Source organism: Humidisolicoccus flavus (genome assembly GCF_045689595.1).
GTDB lineage: Bacteria > Actinomycetota > Actinomycetes > Actinomycetales > Microbacteriaceae > Humidisolicoccus > Humidisolicoccus flavus.
The window spans coordinates 2,234,539-2,252,123 of sequence record NZ_CP142724.1; the positions used below are offsets into that span (position 1 = coordinate 2,234,539).

Below are 17,585 nucleotides of genomic sequence, written 5' to 3' on the forward strand. Positions count from 1 at the left end.
CCACCTTCTTCTAGACGGGAATCCAAGGCTACGCCGAGGTGCCGTATGTCGCCAGCGTCGCTACGCTGTATCAGTGAGCAAAATTATCGATGTTGCACTCATCGGCGGCGGCGTGATGAGCGCAACGCTTGGCGCCCTCATCACGAAACTTGAGCCCGACTGGTCGATTGAAGTCTTCGAACGCCTCAGTGAAGTCGCGACAGAATCTTCAAATCCCTGGAATAACGCGGGCACCGGACACGCCGCGCTGTGCGAGCTGAACTACACCCCGATCTCAACCGCACGATTTCGCCCGCGAAGGCGGTTGAGATCAACGAGCAATTCCAGATGTCGCGGCAATTCTGGTCTGCATTCGTCGAGCAGGGATTGCTCCCAGACCCGCGCGCATTTATTCACGCCACGCCGCACATGAGTTTCGTGTGGGGCGAAGAGAACGTCGATTATCTCCGCCGTCGCCACGAGACGCTCATTCAGAACCCGCTATTCGAAGGCATGGAATTCTCCACCGACCCAGAGGTCATTCGATCGTGGGCTCCACTCTTGATTCCGGGGCGGAAGAAGTCGCAGCCGATCGCTGCAACTCGCATCACGAGTGGCACCGACGTGGATTTCGGCGCGTTGACTCGTGGCCTCTTCGAGGTCATCAAGGACGCCGGCGGCAAGATGTTCTTCGAGAAATCCGTCACGGGTCTCAAGCGCGATGCAGACGGTATCTGGACTCTGAAGGTTCGGAACAACGTCGGTCGCGATTCCTACTCGGTCCGGGCCCGCTTCGTTTTCGTCGGGGCCGGTGGCAACGCGATCAAGCTCCTGCAGAAATCTGGTATCCCGGAGATCGCGGGCTATGGCGGATTCCCGATTTCGGGCGAGTTCCTTCGCTGCGATAACCCGGAGGTCGTTGCTCGCCACCAGGCGAAGGTCTACGGAAAGGCGTCCGTCGGGGCGCCGCCGATGTCGGTGCCGCACCTCGACACACGCGTCGTCGATGGAACTCCGAGTCTGCTCTTTGGCCCGTATGCGGGCTGGAACCCGAAGTTTTTGAAGTCGGGGAGCTACTTCGATCTGTTCTCCTCGCTCCGCTTCTCCAACATTTGGCCCATGACTCGCGCAGGGCTTGCGAACCTCAGCCTCGTCACCTATCTCGCGGGTGAGGTATTTGCCACGCGTGAGAAGAAGCTCCGAGCGCTTCGCGAATTCGTTCCGAACGCCAAGCCGGAGGACTGGTACTCGATCACGGCTGGCCAGCGAGTGCAGGTCATGAAGAAGGATGCGGAGAAGGGCGGCGTGCTCGCCTTCGGCACTGAGGTCGTCACGGGCGCCGATGGAACGATCGCCGGGCTGCTCGGGGCATCGCCCGGGGCTTCGACCGCCGTGTCGATTATGTTCAATTTGATTGAACGTTGCTTCCCAGAGCGAATTGATCGCTGGCGCGATACGCTCACCGAGCTTGTGCCTAGTTATGGGCGCGTTCTGAGCGACGACCCGGCAGAAGCCCGCGCAAGTCTTGAGCGCACCGCAAGAATCCTCCAGTTGCAGCCGGAGCGCGAGCAGGAATTGGCGCTCGCTTCGCCTGGGAATTCTCAATCCTCAAGTGAACGACAGGGAAAGAACGGCTAGAATTCCGGGGTGCCTGGAAAGTCGGAGACACCTCGAACAGTAATAACCGTCGGAATCATCGACGATTACGTCATCCTGCTCGATTCCTTATCGACTTGGATCGAGAAGCACGCGCCTGACCTCGAGGTCGTCAGTTCGGCAACCAGCTGGCGCGAGTTCGTTCAGACCGACAGGTTCCCTCCCGCAGTCACCCTCGTTGGTGAATTGAAGCGTCATTCGCTCTCGATGCAAGACAAAGTCCGTGCCTGCGTCGCTGCGGGCTCGAAGGTCGTCGTCATCGCGGGCGAGGCTGGTGTCGTCCACCGTGGCCTGTTGCAGGCGGGCGCTTCTGCGGTCATGTCCCGGCGCAATCGCATGATCGACATTGCGAATGCGATCCGCGCTGCCGCCGGTGAATCGAAGCAGCCGGTTCCGGAATCGTCCGATGGAGAGCAAATCGCTGCCCCTCAGCGACCGAGATTGTCCGCAAGCGAAACCGAAGCGTTTTCGCTGTACGTCAAGGGCTACAGCACCCGAGAGGTCGCTGACTCGATGGGTGTCGGGTTTGAAACCGCGAAGACGTTCTTGCGGCGCGTCCGCGAAAAATACGCGAAGGTCCAGCGTCCCGCGGGGCGTCGCGACGAACTGATTGTGCGCGCACACGAAGATGGACTGATGTAACGGTGTCCGCACCGCACTCTGCCTGATCGCATTCGAAGGACGCACCACCTTGGCAAAGCTGTACTTTCGCTACGGAGCGATGAACTCCGGAAAATCAACCGCGCTCCTCCAAGCAGCGTTCAACTACGAAGAACGCGGACAGCACGTTCTGCTCGCGAAGCCCTCGACCGACACCAAGGGCGACACGCTGATCGTCTCCAGGCTCGGAGTCGATCGCACGACCGACTTCACGGTTGCTCCTGAAGAATCAATGCTCGAGGCATTCCGCACGGCCGCCGCAGCGGTCGCAGCGCCGATCGCGTGCCTCCTTGTCGACGAGGCGCAATTCTTGACGAGCGGTCAGGTTGAAGATCTCATGAGGATCGCCCTCGAGCTCGGGGTGCCGGTTATCGCGTACGGCATCCGAACCGACTTTCGGACGAATGCGTTCCCTGGAAGCCGTCGACTGCTCGAACTCGCTCACTCCCTGGAAGAGTTGAAGACCATCTGCCGGTGCGGGCGAAAAGCGTTGTTCAATGGACGAAAGATCAACGAGCGCTTCATCTTTGATGGCGACCAGGTCGCAATCGATGGCGAGCTCGTCACCTACGAATCTCTCTGCGGGGTCTGCTACCTGCAGGAGTCAGCTGGCCGCTTCGGCCACGTGTAACCACGCTGGCGGAGCGAACGCTCTTGCGAGTGCGCACCACCGCGTGCAGAAGGAAGTGAAGAAGTGATCGGCAACACTCCGAAGTCCTTGTTCAAGCTGTTCGCGTTTGCGGAGGCGGTGTCGTGGACGCTGCTCATCGCTGGGATCATTCTGCGCGCCACTGCTGACCTTGCTATCGCGGTCACGATCGGGGGCGCGATCCACGGATTCGTGTTCCTCGGCTATGCGGCGACCGCTTTGCTGGTTGCGATTCACCAGCGTTGGAGCTTCCCTGTTGCCGCGGCTGCGGTGATCAGCGCGATCATTCCGTACGCGACCATTCCGGCCGAGATCTGGCTGAATCGAAGCGGCCGGCTCGAAGGCCATTGGAAGCTGACCGCATCGGAAGACCCGAAGGATCAGCGCTTTGTCGACCGAGTCATGCGGTGGATGCTGAACCACCCATTCCTGCTCATCGCGATTGCAGCGATCGTCGTGGTCGGTCTGTACGTCTCACTGCTGCTGATCGGCCCACCAGGCGGTTCGCACTCCTAGCGAGCGCCTTCTACGGGTGCGGTGCGCCGAGAGCCACGAGCGCCCCGAAATAAGTGCTCCTGAGCGGTGCGGAGTCGTGCTCTTGCTGGTGGTTACTGCGCTTCGAGTTCGACGGGGCCCTCTTCGGTGAGCGGCGGTGTTACCGCTTCCTCGCCAACGGGCGTGAGTGCGACAACCTGCATCTTGTTCACGCCGTAAAAGCATGACTGCAGAAGCAGGGATCCGGCGAGCTGGTCGATGTCGTCCGTGGTGCTGCCGAATTTCGCGACCTGTACTGCGTCCGTGACGGTGTACGCGGTCTCTGTTCCGTTCTGTACGACCGTGACCTCTTGTCCGACGGTCCAGTTCAAAATCTTGTCGCCGCTGCATGCGTTGTGTGCCAGGAACGTGGGCTGCAGGTTCGCGGCAATTCGGTAGGGCAGCATCTCGGTGAACGTGCCATCGCACTCGTCGACGCGAGCCATATCGCCTTCACCGCCGAGAATCACAGACGGCGGGCCCGGCTCGACGACGGTTCGGACCTGCTCTTCGACCGTCATCTTGACGTTGCCGTACACCTGCTCGACCTTGTCGGGGACGATGAGCACTGCTGCGAGGAGCCCGAGACCGAGGGTCATCGCGATGAGACCGAGTGCGGTTGCGACACCAGCACGGCGCTTCCGGCGCTTTGGTGCAGGCGGTTCGGGCGCGTTCTTGAACATGTTCTCGATCGTCGAGGTCACGGTACTCATTCCTCAGTCGTTCTCATCGTGCGTTCCGAGCGCAGAATTCGCGCATGAGAAGTCAGCGCCCGGGAGATGATGGCGTTTAGTCTGCCACGAAATTCTCTCGGGTGAGCACCCGCAAATTGGGGGAGTGCTGCTCGCGCCGCGTTTCGAGAACCGCTGCGAATGTGTTCGCTCAGACGACTGCAGGCCGAATTCCTTGCGCGACACTCCGGAAGGCAGTTCGGTGAGATTGCGGCTCGCTCGAACATGCTCATGCAAGACATAGGGAACAACGTGGAAGCGGCAACGAAGAAGGCCCCTGCGCGTGCAGAGGCCTTCTTCATGTTGTGGTCGGGGTGACAGGATTTGAACCTGCGACCTCGTCGTCCCGAACGACGCGCGCTACCAAGCTGCGCCACACCCCGTTCCCGCATCCAGCGCGGCAACCTGTCAAGAATACTGCAAACTCAGCATCACCGTGACACCATGCCGAAAGTCGCGAGTACGACTCAGGCCGAGTCGCGAGCTTCGAGTGTGATGACCACTGCTTCCGGTGGTGTTCCAAGGCGTGCCGGGGCGGTGATCGCCGTCCCGATCCCCTGCGAGACGTTCAGCCAGGACTGGCGGCCGGCGTTCGTCCAGCGGGAGAGCCCGCTTGCCTGCTCTCGCGGGATATCGCAGTTCGTCACGATCGCGTGGCCGCCGGGCACCCGAATCTGCCCGCCATGGGTGTGACCGGCGAAGATAACGTCCGCGCCGGAATTCACGAACGAGTTCAAAATTCGTTGGTATGGGGAATGCGTCACCCCAAAGCTGGTCACTCCCGGGGCAGCTTCTGGGGTTGTCCAGCCGACGTACTCGCGCATCGCTTCGATCGCGCCCGGGAGCAGATCGAGACGATCCCAATTCCGGTGCGCATCGTTGACGCCGAAGAACTCCAGACGGTTGCCCTTGATCTCCACGGCACGAGCAGTGTTGTTCAGGCTGAGCCATCCGAACTCCTCGTAGAGGTCCTCGAGCGCCTCAACATCAAGTTGCTTCGCCTTTTTCGACCCTGCAAGGCTCGGAATCAGATACCCGAGCGGGTTCTTGAACACGGGGCCGTAGTAGTCGTTCGAGCCGTGCACGTAGACGCCGGGAACCCCGGAGAACACTTCGAAGGCGTATCGAACGGCGTCGAGCGCCTTCTCGTGACCGAGGCTGTCGCCCGTGTTGACAATGAGGTCGGGTTCGACCCACTTGAGCGAGCGAACCCACTCCTGCTTGTCTTCCTGCCAAGGTGCCATGTGCAAATCGGCAAGGTGCAGCACAGTGAGCGATCGGGAGCCCGGGGGAGGACCTGCAGCCGCTCCTCTCGAATGCGAAATGCGCGACGTTCAACGCCGACCGCATACGCCGCGGTGAGCCCGCCGGCGAGCACCGCGAGCGATGCGCCGACGGCGAGCGTCTTTCCGACGTTTAGCAAGTGGGGTTCGGATTCTCGGCGGTGTTTCCGAGCACGATTGAAACCGCGTTGCCGGTTCCCATCGAACTTCCGCCCTCCGGGTTCTGCGCGAGCACCGTGCAGACAGCGTCATCCTCACCTTCGGACCAGGTCACCTGAATCTGATCTTGCGCGAGTCCGAGTGCAGTGAGCGTCTGCGCCGCCTCGGCGTAGGTACTACCGACCAGGTCTGGAAGTTCCCAACGCAGCGAGCCGTCGCTCGGGTACACGGTAACGCGGCTGTTCTCTGCCGCCAGGGTTGTCGCGCCCGGGGTCGAGTACTCCGCGGTTCCTTCGGCCTGGGCGCCAGCGACTGGTGTTCCAACGGACGGCTGGAATCCAGCGCTTGCAAGCACCTGCTGGGCCTCCTCGAGGCTCAGCCCAGCGACGTTCGGGATTTCCACGGAGTTTCCACGCAGAGTCTCTGCGTCTGGCGTCGTGAATTGGCTCCCTGGGAACTTCGCATTGGCCGCGCGCTGCACCGAGGTGAAGACGTCGCTCCGGACATCCCAGAACCCGACCTGGTTGAGCGGCTGGTTTCCTCGGATGTTTCCGACCCACACGCTGGTCGCGACCTCGGTGCTGGAACCATTGACCCAGGTCTGCTCAACACGGTTGTTGGTACCGGTCTTCGAGATCGTGGGGGAGCCGTCACTCGGGTTGTTCTTCGGGTTGCCTCGTGTCACCTCTTGCAGGACGTACTGCATCACCGAGGCAACTTCAGGAGAGATGGCTTCCGTACAGGTCTGACGGGGTGGCTGGACGTCGGCACCATTGGTGTCGACAATGCGGTCGATCGCAATGGGCGTGCAACGTACTCCGCCGTTGGCAACGGTCTGGAATGCGTTCGCCATCGACATCGGCGCGACCGAACTTCCCGAACCGATCACCGAGGAAGGCGAGGTCACGAGCGGGTCGCCGTTCGCGTTGTGGACGCCCATGGTCTCCGCCATCGCGGCGACGTCACACAGGTCGACTTGGGTTGCCATTCGGGCAATCGCAGTGTTCAGCGACAGCACCATCGCACGAGTCACGGTCACATCGGAGGCACTGAATCCTTCGTTGTTTCGCGGTCCCCAGGCAGCCGTCGGGCCACAGCTGTTCGTGAAGTCGTTCGCCTGGTACTCGTTGAAACGAGCGTTGACGGTTTCGTTCACACTGCGGCCGGAATCGATCCAGGCGGCAAGGGTGAAGATCTTGTATGCGGACCCGGGCTGGAATCCGATCGCATCACCATATTTCTGGTCGACATTGAAGTTCAGACCAGTGGCCTCGTACGGAGCGTTCTCGGAATTGTTGAAGTCCTTGTTCTGCGCCATCGTCAGGATTCGCCCAGTGCTGACTTCGAGTTGCGTCACAGCGCCTCCCGATTCCCAGCGAGTTTCCGTGTTCGGAACGTAGGTGTCGAGCGTCTGTTGCGCGGCGTCGTTGAGGTCCAAATCGAGGGTGGTGTAGATGGTGAACCCGCCGCGACGAAGCGCCTGCGCATTCGAAGCCTCGTCAGAGCCGAGGATCGGGTGGTCGTCCACTTGGTCAAATCGCAGTACCCGTTGTACGTAGTCGCAGAAGAACCGAGCGGAGTCGTAACCGGCAATACAGCCGCTACTGACGGGTTGGATATTCACAAAATTTGCGTCAACAGGGGTGGCGAGTGCCTCATCGCGCTGTTCCGCCGTGACGTAGCCCTGGTTCGCCATCTGGCGAATGATGTAGTCGCGACGTTCCTGATTTCGCTCATAGTTCTCTTCGAGCAGCAGGGTGCGAGTCGCGGGGTTCTGGACGGTGGCGATCAGCGCGGCCGACTCGGCAAGGGTGAGCTGTGAGGCGCGCTTCCCGAAGATGCGCTGCGAGGCAGCCTCAACGCCGTAGGTGCCACGACCGAAGTTCGCGATATTGAGGTAGGCGAGCAGGATCTCGTTCTTCGTGTAATTGTGCTCGAGGCCGATCGCAAGCTTCATTTCCTTGAGCTTGCGACCATAGCTTTCTTCGATGGCTGCGATGTACGCGTCGTTGTCGCCGCTCAGTTCGGCGTCCATGATCGCCTGGTTACGAACGACCTGCATCGACAGCGATGACGCGCCCGACTGCACTGATCCCGAGGTGACGTTCCCGACGACCGCGCGGATCAACGAGGGGGCGTCAACGCCACCGTGCTCATAGAACCGTCGGTCTTCACCGGCAATCGCGGCATCCTGCAAGAACGGAGAGGTCTGATCGAGCCCGACAACCTGGCGGTTCTGGTCGAAGACGGTCGCGATCTGGACCCACTCTTCGCCCTTCTTCGCCATGATCTTGCTCGACTCCGCTTGGGAATTGAGCAGCGCAAATTCGGGCAGCTCGCTGAAGACGTCGATCGCGGAGTTCGTGGCGTTACTCGTCAGCGCGACAGCTGGTGTGAGCGTCGCAGATACGAGGACTCCGGCGACCGCACTGAACGCGACGAGACCAAAGAGACTCCCGATGAAGCTCCCTGGCTTGTGTTTTTTCACAGACATATGATCAAGGGTACGCGAATGCGTGCAATGAGTTCCTAATGAAAGGGCGACGACATGACCTTGTGGGAGTACGTGACCACGCCACTCATCATTCACAACACCACCGCGATCCTCAATAACTGGGGGAGTGAAGGCTGGGAACTGGTGCAGATCGTCCAGGGTCCTGAGGGCGGACTCGTCGCTTACATGAAGCGAGAGAAGCAGTGAGCGTTCTCGAGCGTCTGAGCGAACTCGGACTCACGCTGCCAAAAGTTGCCGCCCCGGTTGCTGCTTATATTCCGGCGGTTTCGACGGGAAAACTCGTCTTCACCTCCGGCCAGCTGCCGTTCGTCGACGGTGAACTTCCGGTGACCGGACTCGTGGGTGCAGAAGTTTCGGCCGAAGAAGCCGCTGCCCTCGCTCGAATCTGTGCCTTGAACGCCCTCGCTGCGATCGACGCGGAGATCGGATCGCTCGACCGCGTCACTCGAATCGTGAAGGTCACCGGGTTTGTTGCGAGCGCTGACGGATTCACGGGGCAGCCCGTTGTCGTCAACGGCGCTTCGGAGCTGTTCGGCGAAGTCTTCGGCGATGTCGGCGTTCACGCGCGCAGTGCAGTCGGCGTTGCGCAACTGCCGCTCGCTTCGCCGGTCGAGGTCGAAGTGATCGCTGAATTCGCATAGATCGACTCGTGCGAAATGAGAAGGGCCCCGACAAGAGTCGGGGCCCTTCCGCGTTCCACGGGTGTCGTGCGCTACCGCAGTTGTGCCGAGATCACCTGCATGACCTGAGTGTCTGCAAGGGTGGTGGTGTCCCCGATGTCGCGGCCCTCAGCGATATCGCGAAGCAAGCGACGCATGATCTTCCCGCTTCGTGTCTTCGGGAGCTCCGAGACGACGAAGACCTGTCGGGGTTTCGCGATTGCGCCGATCTGTTCGCCGACGTGCTGGCGCAAACGTTCTGCCGCGTCCTCGATTCCAGGTTCGAGGGCGCGTTCTTTCAAGATCACGAACGCCACGACTGCTTGACCGGTGGTGTCGTCGTGTGCTCCGACGACCGCGGCTTCGGCCACGATGTCGTTGAGCACGAGCGCTGACTCGATTTCCGCAGTCGAGAGCCGGTGGCCGGAGACGTTCATGACGTCGTCAACGCGTCCGAGCAACCAGATGTCGCCGTTCTCATCCTTTTTGGCGCCGTCGCCCGCGAAGTAAATGTCTCCGAACCTGCTCCAATAGGTTTCGACGAAGCGTTCCTCGTCGCCCCAGATTCCGCGCAGCATGCTCGGCCAGGGCTCCCGAATCACGAGCAGTCCGCTCTCGCCGTCAGGCAAGGCGTCTCCCTGGTCGTCGACGATCTCGATCTCGATTCCTGGAACTGGAACCTGGGCGCTCCCGGGTTGCAGCGAGGTGACGCTCGCGAGTGGTGAGACCATGATCGCGCCCGTCTCGGTCTGCCACCAGGTGTCGACGATCGGAGCCTTGCCGCCGCCGATGACATTGAAGTACCAGCGCCAGGCTTCCGGGTTGATCGGTTCACCGACAGAACCCAGCACGCGAAGGCTCGAGAGGTCATGCGCGTTCGGGTACTCGCGTCCGATCTTCATGAATGTCCGGATCGCGGTCGGTGCGGTGTAGAAGATCGTCACGCCGTAGCGCTCGATGATCTCCCACGGGCGATGAGGAGTCGGTGTGTCGAAGGTCCCCTCGTGCATGACCTGCGTTGTGGCGTTCGCCATGGGCCCATAGACGATGTAACTGTGTCCGGTGATCCAGCCGATGTCCGCGGTGCACCAGTACACGTCGTCGTCTCGGAGGTCGAAGACCTGGCGATGCGTGGCCGATGCCTGAGTGAGATACCCACCCGAGGTGTGCAGAATGCCCTTCGGCTTTCCGGTCGTTCCAGAGGTGTACAGAATGAAGAGCGGGTGCTCTGCGGGGAAGGCCTCGGCGATGTGTTCCGGTTCGGCCGACGCCATGGCGTCGTGATACCAGTGATCGCGACCTTCGACCCACTCGATTTCGTTCTCGCCCCGGCGGACGACAAGCACCCCGGAGACCTTGTGGCCGGGAGTCGCGAGCGCTTCATCGACAACGGGCTTGAGTGGAAATACTTTGCCCTTGCGCCAAGCGCCGTCGGCGGTGATCACGAACGAGATCTCGGCGTCGTCGATTCGACTGCGCAGGTTGGAGGCGCTGAATCCGCCGAAGACCGCTGAGTGCACCGCACCAATCCGAGCGCAGGCGAGCATCGCTGCAATCGCCTCGGGCAGCATCGGCAGATAGATCGCAACCCGGTCACCGGCGCGAACGCCATGGTCGAGCAGCACGTTCGAAAGCCGTTGGACTTCTGCGGTGAGCTCCGCGTAGGTGATCGTGCGTTGATCGCCAGGCTCGCCCTCCCAGTGCAACGCGACCTTGTCCCCGAGCCCGGCGATGACGTGCCGGTCGAGGCAATTGAACGCGACGTTCAGGGTGCCGTCGGCAAACCACTTCGCGTGCGGCGGTTGCCAGTCGAGGATTTCGTTGAATGGCGATTCCCAGTCGAGGGTTCGTGCCTGGGTCGCCCAATACTCGAGACGATCGTCATTCGCTTCCGTGTACAGCTCACTCGTGATTGTCGAGCCGCGCTGCATCGTGTCGCTGGGCGGGTATCGGCGAGAGTCGTCCGTCGAGTGGTCGTTTGCCTGAGACATGCGTCGCTCCTTTGCATCGCGTGTGCATTCGCACGAATCGACCGTATCGAATATTTGGCCTCCGGAAGACCGACCCTGGTCCGGAAATTCGCGCCGACGTATGATGTTTTCGTCGGCACTGCCGACTCCAGACAAGCACAACGGATTCCCCCAATCTGGCTCGTCTGCGGCGGCGCCCGTTCCCCCCAACAGGCGCCGCCTTCTTCTTGTCCAGAGCGCTTGTTGCTCGCGGCGTTCTACCGCGCCCGCGCTCGTACCTTGCGAGTCATGACTTCTGAAATGCGGGTCCGGGCGCGAGGAGTGCCCTTTGTTGCAGGACGAGCACCGCGCACGGTGGCGTCCGTTCGATTGGGCGATGGCGGCAGTGGGCTTGAAGAATTCGGTGAGCTCGTTCCCCTCGTCATGGACGGGGCAATCACCGACGTGTTCGTACGCGCAGGAGAAGTCTGGGTTGATCAGGGTGCAGGAGCCGAGCGAGTCGCAGACTTGCGCCTCCGGGAGCGTCGAGTTCGAGAACTCGCCGTCACGCTCCTCGAATGCGCCGGTCGTCACGTCGACGAATCGCACCCGTTCGCCGATGCACAGCTTCACGACGGGATCCGGGTACACGCGGTTCTACCTCCGATCGCCCTCGGCGGCGTCGAACTCTCCATCCGCCTGCCGCGAGTCGAACGGCTCACACTCGACACACTGCACGAAACCGGCGCCCTCACCGATCTGCAGCTCGAGGTGCTTCAATCTCTGATCGCGCGCCGAGCCAACATTCTGATTTCCGGTGCCGGAGGAAGCGGGAAGACCACATTGCTCAGTGCAATGCTCGGGCAGGCCGATGTTCGTGAGCGGATCATCACGATCGAAGACGTCGCTGAGCTCCGCATCGCCCACCCGCACGTCGTTTCACTGCAGTCCCGACAATCGAACATCGAAGGGGTCGGCAGCGTCGGGCTTGCCGAACTCGTTCGCGAAGCGCTTCGTATGCGCCCCGATCGTCTCGTGGTCGGGGAGTGTCGCGGAGTCGAGGTGCGAGAGCTTCTCGCTGCGTTGAACACCGGGCACGACGGCGGCGCAGGAACGATGCATGCGAACTCGCTCGAGGACGTTCCAGCGCGACTCGAGGCGCTCGGTGCGCTCGCGAGCATGTCGACCGGCGCGCTCGCACGCCAGGTCGTCAGCGCCTTCGACGCGGTCGTGCATGTGGTGCGGGGGCCAGAAGGCCGGCGGATCGAACGCATCGGAAGATTCACGCTCCGTGACGGTGCACTCGAGGTGAACGATGCAGGCTCGCGACCACTCGCTTGAGCACGCTGCGGCAGCGAGTGAACGCGTCGCGGCGCTGGTGAGCGGAGGAGTCCCCTTGGGTTCGGTCTCGGGGTATCTCGCCGACGCGCTTCCGCGGGCACTCGACACCGGGCACCGCGGCTCCGGTGGGTTCATCGAAGCACTCCGGTCGCTGCCGCAACCAGCGTGGAGAATGCTGGGGGCTACGCTTGCCGTGGCCACGACGAGCGGTGCTCCGGTCGCGGTTGCGCTCACTCGCATTGCTGCACAACTGCGGCAATACGCCACGCATGAACGTGCATTGCACGCAGCGTTTGCCGGACCGAAGGCGACTGCGCGGCTCGTGCTCGCGATGCCTCCGATCGCGCTGCTCTTCGGCGCAGCACTCGGGATGAACCCGCTCGGAGTGCTCTTCGGATCGCCGATCGGAGTGGCGCTGTTGGTGGTGGGGCTCAGTCTGATCGCGCTCGCTTCGTGGTGGTCAAGGAAAATTCTGCAGAAGGCTGCCGCTCGAAACGAGAGTGCGGGCCTTGAACTCCTGCTCGTCGCGCTCGGACTTCGCGGAGGGCTCAGCCCCGCGAGAGCGCGAACGCTTGCGTCAGAGACACTCGAGCGCTTCGGTGTCGTCGCGAAGGACGCCGCAACCACCGAAGTGCTTGCGCTCGCTGAGCGCGCAGGTATTCCGGCGGCCCAGTTGCTCGAGGCTGAAGCCAGCCTCTCGTTGGAGCGCGAGCGATGGGCCGCTGAGGAGCGCGGCGCGAGGGCGGGCGTGATGCTCATGGTGCCGCTCGGAGTCTGCGTGCTCCCAGCGTTCGTACTCCTTGCCGTGGTGCCCATGGTGCTCGGCATCGTGCAGTCGACTGTGCTCGGCTTTTGAAAACGCACCGGACGGTGCTGAAGGTGAACGAGCTCGTAGCGCTGCATTCTTCGAACGTGTCGAATCCCACGCTCCTCAGTGGTTCCGCTGGTGGGTGCTCCGCTGGTCGGGCATTTCGCTTGTCAGGCACTCCGCACAGTCAGGCACCCCGCACAGTCAGCTCTGCATCGTGAGTTTCCACACCGTTCCTGCCTGCCGCTCGTGCCGGACGCTCTCGGGCGAAACTGCGCGTGGGGCCAAGAAACGCAGGGAATGGAGAACTCATGGACCAGTCACTTGTACAGCTACTTCGCGACGATCGCGGTGCAGCGACCGCGGAATATGTCATCGCCACCATGGCGGCGGTCGGATTCGCCGGTCTGTTGGTCGTGATTTTGCGAAGCGACGAGGTTCGGCAGATTTTGACCGACATGGTTCGCAATGCACTCACGGTTGGTCAGTAGTCGCGGCGAGCGGGGCTCGGCATCTGCCGAGCTCGCGCTCGCGCTCCCGGCTGTCGGTCTCGTACTCGCGATCGCTCTCTCGGCACTCATGGCGGCGGGCAGCCTCGTGAGGCTGAACGATCAGGCGGCCGATGCCGCTCGAGCCGTTGCCCGCGGCGAATCGGCCGCGCCATTCATTTCAGCCGGAATCCAGCTGTCACAAGAGACGACTGAATCCATCGTGTGTGTCGTACTGAGCGAGACCGTCTTCCTTGGAATCGTCCTGAGCGCCAAGAGCTGCGCGAACGAGATTGGGTATTAAGGAGCAAGAGTGTTCGTTTCTGACCCGCGACACGGTCGCCGGCGTGGAGACCGCGGTGCAGGTGGGGCGCTCGCGCTCGCGCTCGTTGCAGGCGTGGTGGTTCTGCTCGGCGCGATTCTGACTGTTTCAGTGCAGCTGGCGATCAAACAGGTGGTCGTCGGAGCCGCTGACGCGAGTGCGCTCGCCGCTGCCAACAGCGCACTTGGAGTCAGCCCTGGTATGCCGTGCCAAGAAGCTCGCGCAGTCGCGCTTTCGAATCACGCGAGCCTGATCGCATGCGATCTCGACGGCACGACAGTGACAGTCGAAGTCGTCCTGACGACACCACTCGGCCAGGAATTTGCGAAGTCGAGAGCAGGTGCGCCTTGAAAGACTCGGGCAGTGCTTCGGCTAGGCCCGATCCCGAACCGCGGATTTCCACCGGACGGGGCGGAATGCGGATTGTTGGCGCGCCATGTGTATTGTTTGGACTCGCAGACCACTTGAGGAGCAGTGAACGAAGTGTCAGAAGGCAACAAGCTTGTAATCGTTGAGTCCCCGGCGAAAGGGAAGACGATTGAGCAGTACCTCGGAGCGGGCTACACAGTGCTCGCTTCGGTCGGACACATCCGAGACCTTGTCAGCCCAAAAGAGCTGCCCGCTGAACTCAAGAAGGGCCCCTACGGCAAGTTCGCCGTTGACATCGAGAACGGCTTCGAGCCGTACTACGTGGTCAACTCCGAGAAGAAGAAGACAGTCGCAGACCTCAAACGTGCGCTGAAAGACGCCGATGAGCTCATCCTCGCAACTGATGAGGACCGCGAAGGAGAAGCCATCGCGTGGCACCTGCTGCAAGTCCTGCAGCCGAAGGTGCCCGTCAAGCGCATGGTGTTCCACGAAATCACGAAAGACGCGATCGAACGCGCGAAAAACGCGACTCGCGACCTCAACACCGAACTCGTCGACGCGCAGGAAACACGTCGAATCCTCGACCGCCTCTATGGGTACGAGGTTTCGCCGGTGCTCTGGCGCAAGGTCCGCCGGGGCCTCTCCGCCGGTCGAGTACAGTCCCCGACGACGCGGCTCATCGTCGACCGCGAGCGTGAACGCATGGCGTTCGTTGCCGCCCCGTACTGGAGTCTTGCAGGCCGCTTCAGCGCTCGCGGCCAGAACTTCAATGCCCGCCTCGTCCGCCTCGACGGCGAACGGGTCGCGACAGGCAGCGACTTCGACGACCGCGGTGCAGTCAAAGCAAACCGGATCGTGCTCGATGAGGCGCGCAGCGAACGACTCGCGAACGCTCTGAAACGCACGGAGTTCACCGTTTCCGGTATCGAGTCGAAGCCATACCGCCGCAAGCCGAGCGCACCCTTCACGACCTCGACACTCCAGCAAGAGTCGGGCCGGAAGTTGCGCTTCAGTGCGAAGCAGACCATGAGTGTTGCGCAGTCGCTGTACGAAAACGGGTACATCACCTATATGCGTACCGACTCCATTTCGCTCTCCTCGCAGGCAATCCAGGCAGCACGTGGAGAAGCGGAGCGGCTGTACGGCAAGTCATCGCTGCCGGATTCTCCGCGCACCTACGCGAGCAAGTCGAAGAACGCGCAGGAGGCGCACGAAGCGATTCGTCCCGCGGGCGACACCTTCAGGACCCCCTCGACGCTCGAAAAGAAGCTGACGACCAACGAGTTCCGCCTCTACGACCTCATCTGGAAGCGCACTGTTGCCTCACAGATGATCGACGCGACCGGAAAGACCGCCACGATCACGCTGGCATCCTCCGCAACCGACGAGGGTCGTGCCGAGTTCACCGCTGCGGGAACCGTCATCACCGAGCCCGGCTTCCTGCACGCCTATGAAGAGGGCAAGGACGAGTCGCGCTACTCGAACGAGAGCGATCAGCAGACGACGCTCCCACCTGTCGACGAAAACGAGCAGGTCGACCTCGAAGAGCTCGAGCGGAAAGACCACGTCACGAGCCCGCCTCCTCGATACACCGAAGCGAGCCTCGTGAAGGCGCTCGAAGAGCTCGGTATTGGCCGTCCCTCGACCTACGCGTCGATCATCGACACAATCGTTCGTCGCGGCTTCGTTGTTCAAAAGGGCAGTGCGCTCGTGCCGCAGTGGATCGCGTTCGCGACCATGAACCTGCTCGAAGAGCACCTCGGTAAGTTCGTGGAATACGACTTCACCGCCGAGATGGAGAACGATCTCGACCGGATCGCTTCCGGTGAGGCTGACCGAGTCGACTGGCTCAAGGGCTTCTATTACGGCCGCGAAGGCAACGAAGGATTGCACTCCGTTGTCGACAACCTCGGCGAGATCGACGCGAAGGCGATCAACTCGATCCCTGTCGCCGAGGGCATCATGCTCCGCGTCGGCCAGTACGGTCCGTATCTCGAGGGTGTCGACGAGGCTGGGGAGCGGAAGACCGCGAACGTACCTGAAGAGCTCGCACCAGACGAACTCACCGAGCAGCTCGCGATCGAATTGTTCAACGCACCGCCGCAGGAGGACCGTGTGCTCGGTCAGCACCCTGTCACGCACAAGACCGTCGTGGTCAAGGACGGGCGATTCGGCCCCTACGTGACCGAGCTTGAGCCGGAGCCTGAAGCGTCTACTCCGGAGGCAGAAGACGCCAAGCCCAAGAAGAAAGCGGCAAAAGCGCCAAAGCCCCGGACGGGCTCGCTGTTCAAGACAATGACGATCGACGAAATCGATCTCGACACTGCAGTGAAGCTGCTCGACCTGCCGCGGGTCGTTGGTTTGGATCCCGAGAGTGGCGAGGAGATTCTCGCGCGGAATGGCCGCTTCGGCCCGTACATAACGAAGGGGGAGGAGAGCCGCTCGCTCGACTCCGAGGACCAGATTTTCGCGATCGACCTGGAGGGCGCGCTCGAGCGTCTTGCGCAGCCGAAGTACGGGGCGCGACGTGCGGCCTCCGCCTTGAAGGAATTCGACGCAGACCCCGTCAGCGGCAAACCGATCAAGGTGAAGGACGGGCGCTTCGGCCCGTACGTGACGGACGGCACAACGAACGCGACGATCCCTCGTGGCGAGGACGTCGAGGCCGTCACCTTCGAGCGCGCGGTCGAACTCTTGCAGATCAAACGTGACAAGGGCCCAGCCAAGAAACCTGCTGCGAAGAAGCCTGCAGCGAAGAAGCCTGCAGCGAAGAAGCCTGCAGCGAAGAAGCCCGCAGCGAAGAAGCCTGCTGCCAAGAAACCGGCTGCGAAGAAGTCGACGACTTCCGAGACGACGGAGTAGTCCGAGTGTTTATCACCTTCGAGGGTGGTGATGGTGCGGGAAAAACGACGCAATCGCGCATGCTTGCGGCATGGCTCGAGTCCGAGGGCCGGTCAGTAGTCGCAACGCGAGAACCTGGCGGGACCGAACTCGGAGTCGAGATCCGTCATCTCGTTCAGCACCGTCGCGGTCACGTTGCACCCCGTGCCGAGGCACTGCTCTACGCAGCCGATCGCGCGCACCACATTGCCACGCTCGTGCGGCCAGCGCTCGAGCAGGGCAGCGTCGTGTTGCAGGACCGGTACCTCGATTCCTCGGTCGCGTATCAAGGCGCCGGGCGAGTGCTCGACGGAGAACAGATTCGAGCCTTGTCGATGTGGGCGGCCGAAGACCTCATGCCGGATCTCACGATCCTGCTCGATCTGGATCCCGCAGTCGGCAGCTCGCGGCGTGATGCGCGTCAGGGCGAGTACGACAGGCTCGAAGCCGAGCGACTCGAGTTTCACGAGCGAGTACGAAATGCCTATCTCGCGCTCGCAGCTGCCGAACCGGAGCGGTTCCTGGTCCTCGACGCGACCCTGTCTCCCGATGCGCTCCACGAGCAGATTCGGGAACGAGTGTCGGAGGGTCTCGCGTAGGCTC

The 17,585-nt window shown here is 61.9% G+C and carries 15 protein-coding genes, 1 tRNA gene and 2 pseudogenes; 13 read left to right on the plus strand and 5 right to left on the minus strand.

Annotation, left to right across the window (positions count from 1 at the left end; all coding sequences use genetic code 11):
• Positions 1-115 precede the first annotated feature (115 nt).
• The 4 genes and pseudogenes from mqo (at position 116) to U2H20_RS10765 (ending at position 3,460) form a co-directional block, all read left to right on the plus strand.
• Positions 116-1,617: pseudogene (gene mqo, locus U2H20_RS10750) on the plus strand (malate dehydrogenase (quinone)).
• Positions 1,618-1,626: 9 nt separating this feature from the next.
• Positions 1,627-2,277, plus strand: coding sequence for a DNA-binding response regulator (locus tag U2H20_RS10755; protein ID WP_430592279.1), 651 nt, complete (start codon positions 1,627-1,629; stop codon positions 2,275-2,277).
• Between the two features lie 49 nt (positions 2,278-2,326).
• Positions 2,327-2,926: a thymidine kinase gene (locus U2H20_RS10760; protein WP_430592280.1), complete on the plus strand. Its 600-nt coding sequence runs from the start codon at positions 2,327-2,329 to the stop codon at positions 2,924-2,926.
• A gap of 66 nt (positions 2,927-2,992) precedes the next feature.
• Positions 2,993-3,460 carry a DUF3817 domain-containing protein gene (locus tag U2H20_RS10765; protein ID WP_430593633.1) on the plus strand — a complete coding sequence of 156 codons (468 nt, stop codon included), beginning with the start codon at positions 2,993-2,995 and terminating at the stop codon, positions 3,458-3,460.
• 92 nt (positions 3,461-3,552) lie between these two features.
• Here the strand turns inward: U2H20_RS10765 and U2H20_RS10770 are convergent, their stop codons facing one another.
• The 4 genes from U2H20_RS10770 to U2H20_RS10785 all read right to left on the minus strand — a co-directional run bounded on the left by U2H20_RS10770 (position 3,553) and on the right by U2H20_RS10785 (position 8,145).
• The gene (locus tag U2H20_RS10770) at positions 3,553-4,191 is read right to left on the minus strand and encodes a hypothetical protein (protein ID WP_430592281.1); all 639 of its coding nucleotides are present in this window, start codon (positions 4,189-4,191) and stop codon (positions 3,553-3,555) included.
• Positions 4,192-4,515: 324 nt separating this feature from the next.
• Positions 4,516-4,592, minus strand: a tRNA-Pro gene (locus U2H20_RS10775).
• 84 nt (positions 4,593-4,676) lie between these two features.
• Positions 4,677-5,453, minus strand: coding sequence for a metallophosphoesterase (locus tag U2H20_RS10780; protein WP_430592282.1), 777 nt, complete (start codon positions 5,451-5,453; stop codon positions 4,677-4,679).
• Between the two features lie 172 nt (positions 5,454-5,625).
• Complete coding sequence (locus tag U2H20_RS10785) at positions 5,626-8,145, minus strand: transglycosylase domain-containing protein (RefSeq protein WP_430592283.1); 2,520 nt, start codon at positions 8,143-8,145, stop codon at positions 5,626-5,628.
• A 54-nt stretch (positions 8,146-8,199) separates the two neighbouring features.
• Here U2H20_RS10785 and U2H20_RS10790 point away from each other — a divergent pair.
• Positions 8,200-8,340 (plus strand): annotated as a pseudogene (locus tag U2H20_RS10790) (DUF4177 domain-containing protein); the annotation flags it as partial.
• A gap of 8 nt (positions 8,341-8,348) precedes the next feature.
• Positions 8,349-8,807: a RidA family protein gene (locus U2H20_RS10795; RefSeq protein WP_430592284.1), complete on the plus strand. Its 459-nt coding sequence runs from the start codon at positions 8,349-8,351 to the stop codon at positions 8,805-8,807.
• 71 nt (positions 8,808-8,878) lie between these two features.
• Here the strand turns inward: U2H20_RS10795 and acs are convergent, their stop codons facing one another.
• The gene (gene acs, locus U2H20_RS10800; RefSeq protein ID WP_430592285.1) at positions 8,879-10,816 is read right to left on the minus strand and encodes an acetate--CoA ligase; all 1,938 of its coding nucleotides are present in this window, start codon (positions 10,814-10,816) and stop codon (positions 8,879-8,881) included.
• A gap of 267 nt (positions 10,817-11,083) precedes the next feature.
• On the opposite strand from acs, the gene U2H20_RS10805 reads away from it, so the two are divergent.
• The 7 genes from U2H20_RS10805 (at position 11,084) to tmk (ending at position 17,581) form a co-directional block, all read left to right on the plus strand.
• Positions 11,084-12,115, plus strand: coding sequence for a TadA family conjugal transfer-associated ATPase (locus U2H20_RS10805; RefSeq protein WP_430592286.1), 1,032 nt, complete (start codon positions 11,084-11,086; stop codon positions 12,113-12,115).
• Positions 12,090-12,971: a type II secretion system F family protein gene (locus U2H20_RS10810; protein WP_430592287.1), complete on the plus strand. Its 882-nt coding sequence runs from the start codon at positions 12,090-12,092 to the stop codon at positions 12,969-12,971. The genes U2H20_RS10805 and U2H20_RS10810 overlap by 26 nt, the downstream gene beginning before the upstream one ends.
• Before the next feature lie 263 nt (positions 12,972-13,234).
• Entirely contained in the window at positions 13,235-13,414 is a 180-nt protein-coding gene (locus tag U2H20_RS10815; RefSeq protein ID WP_430592288.1) for a DUF4244 domain-containing protein, read from the plus strand.
• Positions 13,392-13,715 (plus strand): TadE family type IV pilus minor pilin, encoded by a 324-nt coding sequence (locus U2H20_RS10820; protein ID WP_430592289.1) that lies wholly within the window; start codon positions 13,392-13,394, stop codon positions 13,713-13,715. Before U2H20_RS10815 ends, U2H20_RS10820 begins: the two co-directional genes overlap by 23 nt.
• 9 nt (positions 13,716-13,724) lie before the next feature.
• Entirely contained in the window at positions 13,725-14,084 is a 360-nt protein-coding gene (locus tag U2H20_RS10825) for an Rv3654c family TadE-like protein (RefSeq protein ID WP_430592290.1), read from the plus strand.
• A gap of 132 nt (positions 14,085-14,216) precedes the next feature.
• Positions 14,217-16,964, plus strand: coding sequence for a type I DNA topoisomerase (topA, locus tag U2H20_RS10830; RefSeq protein ID WP_430593634.1), 2,748 nt, complete (start codon positions 14,217-14,219; stop codon positions 16,962-16,964).
• Between the two features lie 59 nt (positions 16,965-17,023).
• Positions 17,024-17,581, plus strand: coding sequence for a dTMP kinase (gene tmk / locus U2H20_RS10835; protein WP_430593635.1), 558 nt, complete (start codon positions 17,024-17,026; stop codon positions 17,579-17,581).
• Positions 17,582-17,585: the final 4 nt, after the last annotated feature.